We start from the raw sequence: 10,069 nt of genomic DNA on the forward strand, positions 1-10,069 counted from the left end.
CGGTCATTCTTGATCGTGCGGCGATTATCGGCGAGAAAGAACTCAAGGCTCGCGAGCAGGAAAACCGGCGTTATACGACGCTGCGTGAAATCCAGGAGCGCGAATTGCGTGAGAAGCAGGCGCGTGAAGCCGAGTTGGTCCGAATGCGTCAGCAGGCAGAAATTGCTGCGGCCGCAGCCAAGGTCGCCGAGCAGGCCAAGCAGCAGGTTGCTGCCGCAGCCAAGGCTGGAGAGGGTGCCGCGCCGGCTGCCGACAAGGGTACCTTGCACAAGAAACCCGATGCGCCGGGCAAGAAGGGCGACAAGGGACGCGCGGCCGATGACGGCAAGAAAAAGGGCGGTCTGAAGACGCGTGGCGCTGATGGCGGTTCCGGTTGGAAGGACAACCGGCATGGCCACAAGAAGTCGCACAAGAGTGATGATGGTCAGGGCAGTTTCCAGGCGCCGACCGAGCAGGTCGTGCGCGAAGTGCATGTTCCTGAAACGATTTCCGTCACCGATCTGGCGCATAAGATGGCCATCAAGGCCATCGAGATCATCAAGGTCATGATGAAGATGGGTTCGATGGTTACCATCAATCAGGTGCTGGATCAGGAAACGGCGATGATCGTCGTCGAGGAGATGGGCCATAAGGCGCTGGCTGCCAAGTTGGACGATCCGGATGCCTTCCTTGAAGAGTCCGCCGATCACAAAGATGTGCCGCTTGAGCCGCGAGCTCCGGTGGTGACCGTCATGGGTCACGTCGACCACGGCAAGACCTCGTTGCTCGACTACATTCGTCGCGCCAAGGTGGCGGCTGGCGAAGCCGGTGGCATTACTCAGCACATCGGTGCCTATCACGTCGAAACCGGCCGTGGCATGGTGACCTTCCTTGATACCCCGGGTCACGAGGCCTTTACGGCTATGCGTGCCCGCGGCGCCAAGGCGACTGACATCGTCATTCTGGTTGTCGCTGCCGACGACGGCGTGATGCCGCAAACCAAGGAAGCGATTCACCACGCCAAGGCGGCCGGCGTGCCGCTGGTTGTTGCGGTCAACAAGATAGACAAGCCGGATTCCAATCCGGAGCGCGTCAAGCAGGAACTGGTCGCCGAGGGTGTCATCCCGGAAGAGTACGGTGGCGATTCGCCATTTATCTCAGTGTCGGCCAAGAAAGGTACCGGCATCGACGAATTGCTCGAACAGGTTCTGCTCCAGGCTGAAGTGCTCGAACTGACGGCGCAGAAGGATGCGCCGGCCAAGGGGCTGATCATCGAAGCGCGTCTCGACAAGGGCCGCGGTGCGGTGGCAACGATGCTGGTTCAGTCCGGCACGCTCAAACGTGGCGACGTCGTGCTGGCCGGTCAGGTCTTCGGTCGCGTTCGCGCCATGCTCGACGAGAACGGCAAGCCGATCAACGAAGCCGGCCCGTCCATCCCGGTCGAAATCCTTGGCTTGTCCGATGTGCCGGCCGCTGGCGAAGAAGCCATCGTGCTGACTGACGAGAAGAAGGCGCGTGAAATCGCTTTGTTCCGTCAGGGCAAGTTCCGCGATGTCAAGCTGGCCAAACAACAAGCCGCCAAACTGGAGAACATGTTCCAGCAGATGGAAGAGGGCGAAGTCAAGACTCTGCCGCTCATCGTCAAGGCCGACGTGCAAGGTTCCCAGGAAGCGCTGGTGCAGACGCTGGCCAAGCTATCCAACGAGGAAGTCCGTGTCCAAATCATCCACGGCGCGGTCGGCGCGATCAGCGAATCGGACGTCAATCTGGCCCAGGCTTCGGGCGCTGTCATCATCGGTTTCAATATTCGTGCCGATGCTGGTTCGCGCAAGCTGGCCGAAACCTTCGGCGTCGATATCCGTTACTACAACGTGATTTACGACGCGGTTGACGAGGTCAAGGCGGCTCTTTCTGGCATGCTCTCGCCGGAGAAGCGCGAACAGATCACCGGTATGGTTGAGATTCGCCAAGTCTTCCAGGTTTCCAAGGTGGGTGCCATTGCTGGCTGTTACGTGCTGGAAGGTTTCATCAAGCGCAATTCCCGTGTCCGTCTGCTACGCAATCATGTTGTTCAGTGGGATGGCGAACTCGACTCGCTCAAGCGCTTCAAGGACGATGTCAAGGAAGTGCGTTCCAACTTCGAATGCGGTCTATCGCTGCGCGGCAATAACGACATCCTGGTTGGCGACCAGTTGGAAGCATACGAAATTCAGGAAGTAGCACGCACGCTGAAATGAAGAAAAAGGGATTTCAGCGTAGTGACCGGGTCGCGGAGCAGGTGCGCCGCGACCTTGCCGATCTGATTCGGACTGAATTGAAGGATCCGCGCGTTGGCATGATCAGCCTGACAGCCGTCGAACTGACGCCGGATTACGCCCACGCCAAGGTGTTTTACGCGACGCTTAACGCCGAACATCTGGAAGAGATTGAGCGTGGTCTGAAGCGGGCGTCCGGTTTCCTTCGGCGCGAACTGGGGCGTCGCATCCATATTCATACCTTGCCGGAGTTGCATTTTGTCTACGACAACTCTATCGAGCACGGCGCCAGCATGACTTTGTTGATCAATCAGGCCAACGCGCTGAGCGATCAGACGCCGGAAGACTAAGTTTTCCATGCAGCCGAAGGTCAAGAAGACCTGGAAACAGGTCGATGGTGTGCTGTTGCTCGACAAACCCATCGGATTTACCTCGAACGATGCGCTACAGAAGGCGCGTCGCCTGTTTTCGGCAGCCAAGGGTGGCCATACCGGCACGCTCGATCCCCTAGCGACGGGTTTATTGCCGCTGTGTTTCGGCGAGGCGACCAAATTCTCGGCCGACTTGCTCGATGCCGACAAGACCTACGAGGCTGTCCTCAAGCTTGGTGTAACCACCGATTCAGGCGATGCCGAAGGCAAGGTGACGGCGACTTCCACGGTCAACACGGAAAAAGCCGTAATTTTGAAATTGCTGCCGCAGTTTACCGGCGATATTCAGCAGATTCCGCCCATGCATTCGGCCCTGAAGCGTGATGGTCGGCCGCTCTACGAGCTGGCGCGTCAGGGTATCGAAGTCGAGCGCGAGGCGAGGGCGGTGAAGATTCACGCGATTGATCTGCTCGACTTTGCCGGTGACAGGCTGACGCTGCGCGTGGCATGCAGCAAGGGCACTTACATTCGTGTTCTGGCGGCTGACATCGGTGCTGCGCTTGGTTGTGGCGCCCATCTGACTGCGTTGCGCCGGACGCGGGTTGGCGATCTCGATTTGGTTGGTGCCGTTACCCTGGCCGAACTTGAAGGTCTCGACGAAGCAGGGCGCATGGCGCGCCTGAAACCGGTCGATGCGCTGCTGCACTCCTTGCCGATTCTTGACGTCGAAGGCGAGGCAGCGCAGCGTTTCAGTCACGGCAATCCCGTTGATTTGCCGCCAGGCCTGAGCGGCAAGATCCGCGTCTACGAGAACGGCAAGCTGATCGGTATCGGCGAACCGGGAACCTGTGATCGTTTATGGCCAAAACGGCTGGTTCAACTGGCTGATTAACTGATATAATCGAACGCTTTCCGTCGCCAACGGAAAATTTTATCCACTGGCGCTGGCTCTATCAAACCGGGGCGGCGTCGTTTTCATGAAAGAGAGTTTGAAATGGCATTCACTACTGAAGTCAAAGCCGGCGTCGTCGCCGAATTCCAGCGCGCCAAGGGCGATACCGGTTCTCCGGAAGTGCAAGTCGCCTTGCTGACCGCCCGCATCAATGATCTGACCCCGCACTTCAAAGAGCACAAGAAGGATCACCACTCCCGTCGTGGTCTGCTGCGCATGGTCAATCAGCGTCGCAAGCTGCTGGATTACCTCAAAGGCAAGAACCTCGATGCCTACCGCACCCTGATTACCCGCCTTGGTCTGCGCAAGTAAGCCAGATCAAAGCAAAAAAAGAGCGGCCCGGAATTCTCCCGGCCGCTTTTTTGTTTTGTTGTCGTGTCGTTAATTGTGATGAGAGTGAAAGGAAAATATGTTTAATGTCGTGAAAAAAACATTCGCCTATGGTGCCCATCAGGTCACCATCGAAACCGGCGAAGTTGCCCGCCAGGCTGGCGGCGCCGTCCTCGTTTCCATGGAAGAAACCGTGGTTCTGGTCACCGTTGTGGCGGCCAAGAGTGCCAAGCCGGGCCAGGATTTCTTCCCGCTGACCGTTGATTACCAGGAAAAGACCTACGCTGCCGGCCGTATCCCCGGTGGTTTCTTCAAGCGTGAAGGCCGTCCTTCCGAAAAGGAAACGCTGACCTGCCGCCTGATCGATCGTCCGATCCGCCCGCTGTTCCCGGATGGCTTCTACAACGAAGTCCAGGTCATCGCTACCGTGATGTCCCTGAACCCGGAAGTTGATTCCGATATCCCGGCCCTGATCGGCGCTTCCGCCGCTCTGGCTATCTCCGGCGTGCCGTTCAACGGCCCGATCGGTGCTGCCCGCGTCGGTTACATCGACGGCCAGTACGTGCTGTGCCCGACCCTGAGCCAGCTCAAGGGCAGCCAGCTCGACCTCGTCGTCGCCGGTACTGAAGCTGCTGTGCTAATGGTTGAGTCCGAAGCCGACCAGCTGTCTGAAGAAATCATGCTCGGCGCCGTCGTTTTCGGCCACACCGAAATGCAAAAGGCGATCAACGCCATCAACGAACTGGTCGAAGAAGCCGGCAAGCCGGAATGGGAATGGCAAGCTGCACCGAAGGATGAAGCGCTGGTTGCCAGCCTGTCCGCACTGGTCAGCGCCAAGCTCGAAGAAGCCTACAACATCACCGTCAAGCAAACGCGCAGCCAGGCCGTCAAGGTCATCCGTGCTGAAGCCATTGCCGCCCTGTGCCAGGGCGAGGGTGCTCCCGACGAAAACACCGTCGGCAACCTGTTCCACGAAATCGAAGCTTCCATCGTTCGCGGCCGTATCCTGAGCGGTGCCCCGCGTATCGACGGTCGCGACACGCGCACCGTGCGTCCGATCACCATGCGTTCCGGCGTCCTGCCGCGTACCCACGGTTCGGCCCTGTTCACCCGTGGCGAAACCCAGGCGCTGGCTGTTGCCACGCTGGGCACCAACCGTGACGAGCAGATCATCGACGCTCTGGCTGGTGAATACCGCGACCGCTTCATGCTGCACTACAACATGCCCCCGTACGCTACCGGCGAATGTGGTCGTGTCGGTACGCCGAAGCGTCGCGAAATCGGTCACGGCCGTCTGGCCAAGCGCGCGCTGCTCGCCGTGCTGCCAAAGCCGGAAGACTTCTCGTATTCGATGCGCCTGGTTTCGGAAATTACCGAATCCAACGGTTCGTCCTCGATGGCCTCCGTTTGTGGCGGCTGCCTGGCCCTGCTGGACGCTGGTGTGCCGCTCAAGGCGCACGTTGCCGGTATCGCCATGGGTCTGATCAAGGACGGCAACCGTTTTGCCGTGCTGACCGACATTCTGGGCGACGAAGATCACCTCGGCGACATGGACTTTAAGGTCGCTGGTTCGACGACCGGTATCACCGCGCTGCAGATGGACATCAAGATCCAGGGTATCACCAAGGAGATCATGCAGGTTGCCCTGGCCCAGGCCAAGGATGCCCGCATCCATATCCTGAACCTGATGCAGGAATCGGCTGCTGGTCCGCGTGAAGAAATGTCGGCCTACGCACCGCGTCTGTACACCTTCAAGATCAATCCGGAAAAGATCCGTGACGTCATCGGCAAGGGCGGTGCTGTTATCCGCGCCCTGACCGAAGAGACCGGCACCACGATCGACATTCAGGATGACGGCACGATCACCATCGCTTCGAGCAGCGGTGAAGCTGCCGCCGCAGCGCGCGCGCGTATTGATGCGATCACGGCTGAAGTCGAGATCGGCAAGATCTACGAAGGTACCGTGCTGAAGATTCTTGATTTCGGCGCAATCGTTTCCGTGCTGCCGGGCAAGGATGGTCTGTTGCACATCTCCCAGATCGCTCAGGAACGCGTCAACAAGGTTGAGGACTACGTCAAGGAAGGCCAGATCGTTCGCGTCAAGGTTCTCGAGACCGACGACCGCGGTCGCGTCAAGCTGTCGATGAAGGCCGCTGCTTCTGAAGAAGGTACTGCGGCTGCCCAGCCGATTGCCACCGAAGCCGTCGCCCAAGAGCCACAGCAATAAGTTTCAGCCCGTGCTGAACGTACAAAGGGCGCCTTGCGGCGCCCTTTTTTTGGCATTTTTTCCGGTTGACCGTAGCAATGCCAAAAAGGCGAATTACTTCGCCATCTGTTTTTCCTTGAGCTCATCCAGCGTCTTGCAATCAATGCACAGCGTTGCAGTCGGGCGGGCTTCCAGGCGCTTGATGCCGATCTCGACACCACACTTGTTGCAGAACCCATAATCACCGCTTTCGATGCTGGCGAGCGTCTCATCGATCTTCTTGATCAGCTTGCGTTCGCGGTCACGGTTGCGCAATTCGATCGCCATGTCGGTTTCCTGGCTGGCGCGATCATTCGGGTCGGCAAACACTGTAGCTTCGTCCTGCATGGTATGAACCGTGCGGTCGATATCCTCGCCCAACTCCTTTTTGAGCGTCTCAAGAATCTTGCGGAAATGCGTCAGTTGCTTCGCACTCATGTAATCCTCGCCGGCTTTCGGCTGGTACGGAGCGAAGTGTTTGTGGAGCAGTTCTTCTGCCATATTCTGGTGCGTCCTAGTGACGAAAAAAGCGATTAAATATCATGAAGACAGCCTGCCGGCAAGGATTCTTTATTGCACAAAGATAGGCTCTTGATCTGGTGCGGTTTTCCGGAGGGTGATAGAATGCCGTCTCTCGTGTCGGGGCGTAGCGCAGCCTGGTAGCGCATCTGCTTTGGGAGCAGAGGGTCGTGAGTTCGAATCCCACCGCCCCGACCAATTTTCCTAGATTCACCCTCTGGTGCCCGTAGCTCAACTGGATAGAGCAGCTGCCTTCTAAGCAGCAGGTCGGGGGTTCGAGTCCCTCCGGGCACACCACGATATATATTCCCAATTTTTGTGTTTTCGATAGTTTGGCTGCTAATTACCGTTCCTTGTTGGCGAACAGCATTTTCCGTGTCAGGTGGGGTATCAGCAAATACATCGGCATGCGTAGATAATGGGATCGAACGAATATCAAAAATTTGGCCAGCGAAGTAGCCAACGTCTGGTGTTTCCCTTTAGTCAATATTGCACCAATTGAAGATGTCAAAAGATAGACTACGACGCGAGTTGCCGCACCATTTAAGTTTCCGGCAGTCTTACTTGCTTGCACGGCATTGTCTGGTATTGCCGTTTCAAGAAATATCCTGCAACACTTGAAAGCGTAATATAGGGGACGGCTCAAGTCCAACTCCGCCGCTCGTTGAGTAAGTTGTGTCCAGAATTTGTCGTCTTTGGCGAATTGGGTGAGGAGGCTATCGATGTCGACGAGGTCGCGTAGTCCATGTTCGACTTCGCCATCGTGAAAAAGATGGGTGGCGCTGTGAAGAATCATGTCCGCTGGTGCCAGTGCAAATACGCCATCTTTCGTTCCGGGTGCCTGTGCTTTGTCCCATAGTTGGGTTACATCAGGTTTCAATGCGGCTGTTGGAGGAAGTATCGTGTGATGAACGTCGAGCGATGTACCTCGCTTCAGATGATGCAGTGGAGGTAATTCGTGCATCCAGGTCCGATAGTATCGCTGGTCGTAGGAGTTAAGTTTTCCAGGAAACCATCCGTTTTCTATGAGGGCGCGCTCCGCATCGGTGATATAAGCTTGTGGCACCATGATATCCACATCGGACATCAATCGGCCTACTCCTGCTTCATAGTCCATCAGGATGTAGGCGCCACCCTTTAGAACGATAAAGGGGATGTTTATCGGCTTAAGGGTGCGGTGAATTTCCGTGATCTCCCAGAGCACGTTACGACGCTGGCTTTCCGCAACTCTCAGAGCACTTTCGAAATGAGGCCTTACTTTTTCAGGTAGTGAATTTTGCCGGTCATGGAAGCGTGCTAGATGGGCGACTCGCGAAAGCAAGTGTCCTCGTCGGGCGGCGCAGATTAGCTGGCTCCAATCAGATAGAGAAAGGGACTCAATGGCAGTGCGTGGATTACGTAAGAATAGAATCAGCGGATGAGGCTTGGGAGTCATGGCTGCACATCGCAAAATAACTTGTCCAGTGCAGCAATGGCATCATCTAATTTCGAGTAACTGAGGGAGCGGCCGAAGCTTCGGTCTGCAACGTTCGTCAGGCAATGAAATCCATCAACTCCTAGAACGGGGTAGTTGAAACAGTTTTCTGCCAACTTCATCATTGTCTCGCCCTTGCTGATTGGCTCAAAGTTTAGTTTCGAGTTGGGCTGGTAGTGTGGGAAGACCACGGCAAATGGACTGGCAGTGATTTGGCTTGCATCTATGCTGGTTCTGGGGGGGCGCATATGAGCAACATTACCCTTGGCTGTGTCACCGATAGTTGCACCAAAAACAACGCCATCTCCAAAATTTTGGATGATTTCGATAGAGTTGTTTTTTAATCCGATTGGCCTTGGAAAAGGATGAATTTCATTAGTTTTCAGTGAAATCAATGTCATCTCATCGGATAGAAGACGCCATCCTTTACACACCAAAGCTGCGCACAGCGTACTTTTCCCGCTACCGGGTGTTCCTGGGAGAATGAGCCCCTTGCCACCTTTTTCGACAATTGCTGAGTGAATTATTGCGAACTGGTGACAATGGTTGGCGATAACCCAATTCAGGCCCCATTCGAACATGGCGAATGCTTGACCAATTGGTAGTGGTTTAAACGGAAAGAAACCGTTGCAGGCAAAATTGACCTGCGGGCGAATCAGTCGCCGAGATAGAGATGGGGCATCTATAGTGATTTGAAAATCTGTAAATCCATCCTCGGCGCCGAGTGGATAGTCTGCGTATAGCAGCGAAAGTCCATCAGTGAGTTGTGGGAGCGAGGTGCATATTGAGATTTCGAAACCGGCCAAGGATAGGCGCAATCCATTTGAACCAAGTCGTCGTCTGATCTCGCTGGTTGAAAGCGATGAAAGCTTCACAAATACTCTTTGATCTCAATTAATCCAATATCTTGCAGACTGGCAAGAGTTCGGTCAACAAAGCTCTGAACTTCCTGTTCTGTGCCATCAAGGTAGTGCGCCAATTCTCTGGCAAGCAGACTTCGTGTCCCTGTGTGATCCCGGAGTAATTCGAAAAGAACGAGCGCAGGAGGTGCGATCAGATGAGTCTCACCAGAGAGCGTGTCATACAACAACAACTCATCTTCCAGTCGCCTTTCGATGAAATGACCAGAGCTATCGTGCTTAAAACTGATGCTAGGCAATGGAGTTTTGCAAAGAGATCAAATGGGAGCGCTCAATTGATCCAATTACTGCCCTAACCAGGTTGAGTCAAGGAAAGAGTTAATGCTAATAAAGCCAGGGGGAATGGGCAGGTTGCCAGTGGCTAAATCCAGAACTTGTTGAACAGTCAGTATGTAGTGGAAAGAGCTACCCGAGATTTCGCCGAGCTTTGCGTTGAAATAGGCGCATATCAGATGGCGGCTCAATTGATTATTTTGTGGTTCGATCAGTACATCGGCGAGCCTTGTTGTACTAGGTACGCCATCAGGATTTAAAACACCGGGAACGTTGGAAATCGTGGAGCCACCGCTGTAGCATTTTGCTTGATTGCTACTGCCATTTGAACTGCAGTTAGCAAGGTTTGAGTTAAAAGTTCCATAGGCGAACCCGATGGCTGCCCAGGCGCCAAGTGTTGTGTAACTGCTAATGGTTCCACCAACTTGCCCCCATCCTCCTGGGCTCCAACCCCTACTGCACCGGCTGTCCCGGTCAGGGTCGGAGAGGTTGCCAGAGAGCATATTGGATAGGCACTGTCCCGCCAGAACAGAACGACTGGCCAGCGTCAGTACCACCGGCGCGCCAAGTACACCCAGTCGCGTCAGTTTGCGCCGACCAGAACTCTTGACACGGTTTAGATTGGTTTCCTTGGTCACTATCGGATCGATTTTATCGGACTCTGGGGGGCGATCAAGTTCGTTGTTGTTAGGTGACATGAAGTGGCCCCCTGAGTCAAGACAGTAATGCCGTCAGTTTAAGCAGTGCATTC

Annotated in this window: 10 protein-coding genes and 2 tRNA genes; 7 read left to right on the forward strand and 5 right to left on the reverse strand. The window is 55.5% G+C overall.

Annotation, left to right across the window (positions count from 1 at the left end; translation table 11 throughout):
- The 5 genes from infB to pnp form a co-directional block, all read left to right on the forward strand.
- A partial coding sequence (infB, locus tag ADADOO_RS11795) for a translation initiation factor IF-2 (protein WP_511277699.1) occupies positions 1–2,216 on the forward strand: 2,216 nt, incomplete at its 5' end.
- Complete coding sequence (gene rbfA / locus ADADOO_RS11800; protein WP_511277700.1) at positions 2,213–2,584, forward strand: 30S ribosome-binding factor RbfA; 372 nt, start codon at positions 2,213–2,215, stop codon at positions 2,582–2,584. The genes infB and rbfA, both read left to right, overlap by 4 nt.
- A gap of 7 nt (positions 2,585–2,591) precedes the next feature.
- The gene (gene truB / locus ADADOO_RS11805; RefSeq protein WP_511277701.1) at positions 2,592–3,497 is read left to right on the forward strand and encodes a tRNA pseudouridine(55) synthase TruB; all 906 of its coding nucleotides are present in this window, start codon (positions 2,592–2,594) and stop codon (positions 3,495–3,497) included.
- A gap of 102 nt (positions 3,498–3,599) precedes the next feature.
- Positions 3,600–3,869, forward strand: a complete 270-nt coding sequence (rpsO, locus tag ADADOO_RS11810) for a 30S ribosomal protein S15 (RefSeq protein WP_511277702.1) — start codon at positions 3,600–3,602, stop codon at positions 3,867–3,869.
- Between the two features lie 97 nt (positions 3,870–3,966).
- Positions 3,967–6,114, forward strand: coding sequence for a polyribonucleotide nucleotidyltransferase (gene pnp, locus ADADOO_RS11815; RefSeq protein WP_511277703.1), 2,148 nt, complete (start codon positions 3,967–3,969; stop codon positions 6,112–6,114).
- Positions 6,115–6,207: 93 nt separating this feature from the next.
- Here pnp and dksA read toward each other — a convergent pair whose 3' ends face one another.
- On the reverse strand, positions 6,208–6,633 hold the full coding sequence (gene dksA, locus ADADOO_RS11820; protein WP_511277704.1) for an RNA polymerase-binding protein DksA: 426 nt from the start codon (positions 6,631–6,633) through the stop codon (positions 6,208–6,210).
- Positions 6,634–6,772: 139 nt separating this feature from the next.
- Between dksA and ADADOO_RS11825 the strand changes: the two genes are divergently transcribed.
- Positions 6,773–6,849, forward strand: a tRNA-Pro gene (locus ADADOO_RS11825).
- Between the two features lie 22 nt (positions 6,850–6,871).
- A tRNA-Arg gene (locus tag ADADOO_RS11830) sits at positions 6,872–6,948 on the forward strand.
- A gap of 46 nt (positions 6,949–6,994) precedes the next feature.
- Here the strand turns inward: ADADOO_RS11830 and ADADOO_RS11835 are convergent.
- The 4 genes from ADADOO_RS11835 to ADADOO_RS11850 all read right to left on the reverse strand — a co-directional run bounded on the left by ADADOO_RS11835 (position 6,995) and on the right by ADADOO_RS11850 (position 10,016).
- Positions 6,995–8,086 carry a nucleotidyltransferase domain-containing protein gene (locus tag ADADOO_RS11835; RefSeq protein ID WP_511277705.1) on the reverse strand — a complete coding sequence of 364 codons (1,092 nt, stop codon included), beginning with the start codon at positions 8,084–8,086 and terminating at the stop codon, positions 6,995–6,997.
- Complete coding sequence (locus tag ADADOO_RS11840; protein WP_511277706.1) at positions 8,083–8,931, reverse strand: HprK-related kinase A; 849 nt, start codon at positions 8,929–8,931, stop codon at positions 8,083–8,085. Before ADADOO_RS11840 ends, ADADOO_RS11835 begins: the two co-directional genes overlap by 4 nt.
- 65 nt (positions 8,932–8,996) lie before the next feature.
- The gene (locus tag ADADOO_RS11845; protein ID WP_511277707.1) at positions 8,997–9,284 is read right to left on the reverse strand and encodes an HPr-rel-A system PqqD family peptide chaperone; all 288 of its coding nucleotides are present in this window, start codon (positions 9,282–9,284) and stop codon (positions 8,997–8,999) included.
- A 45-nt stretch (positions 9,285–9,329) separates the two neighbouring features.
- Positions 9,330–10,016, reverse strand: coding sequence for a hypothetical protein (locus ADADOO_RS11850; protein WP_511277708.1), 687 nt, complete (start codon positions 10,014–10,016; stop codon positions 9,330–9,332).
- Between the last annotated feature and the right edge of the window lie 53 nt (positions 10,017–10,069).

Origin of the sequence: Azonexus sp. (genome assembly GCF_036170495.1) — a bacterium.
In the GTDB taxonomy this organism is placed as follows: domain Bacteria; phylum Pseudomonadota; class Gammaproteobacteria; order Burkholderiales; family Rhodocyclaceae; genus Azonexus.

What these genes read in the sequence shown, in the direction of transcription:
- rbfA (WP_511277700.1), top strand. Translation starts at nt 2,213, where the DNA reads ATGAAGAAAAAGGGATTTCAGCGTAGTGACCGGGTCGCGGAGCAGGTG.
- truB (WP_511277701.1), top strand. Translation starts at nt 2,592, where the DNA reads ATGCAGCCGAAGGTCAAGAAGACCTGGAAACAGGTCGATGGTGTGCTG.
- rpsO (WP_511277702.1), top strand. Translation starts at nt 3,600, where the DNA reads ATGGCATTCACTACTGAAGTCAAAGCCGGCGTCGTCGCCGAATTCCAG.
- pnp (WP_511277703.1), top strand. Translation starts at nt 3,967, where the DNA reads ATGTTTAATGTCGTGAAAAAAACATTCGCCTATGGTGCCCATCAGGTC.
- dksA (WP_511277704.1), bottom strand. Translation starts at nt 6,633, where the DNA reads ATGGCAGAAGAACTGCTCCACAAACACTTCGCTCCGTACCAGCCGAAA.
- ADADOO_RS11835 (WP_511277705.1), bottom strand. Translation starts at nt 8,086, where the DNA reads ATGACTCCCAAGCCTCATCCGCTGATTCTATTCTTACGTAATCCACGC.
- ADADOO_RS11850 (WP_511277708.1), bottom strand. Translation starts at nt 10,016, where the DNA reads ATGTCACCTAACAACAACGAACTTGATCGCCCCCCAGAGTCCGATAAA.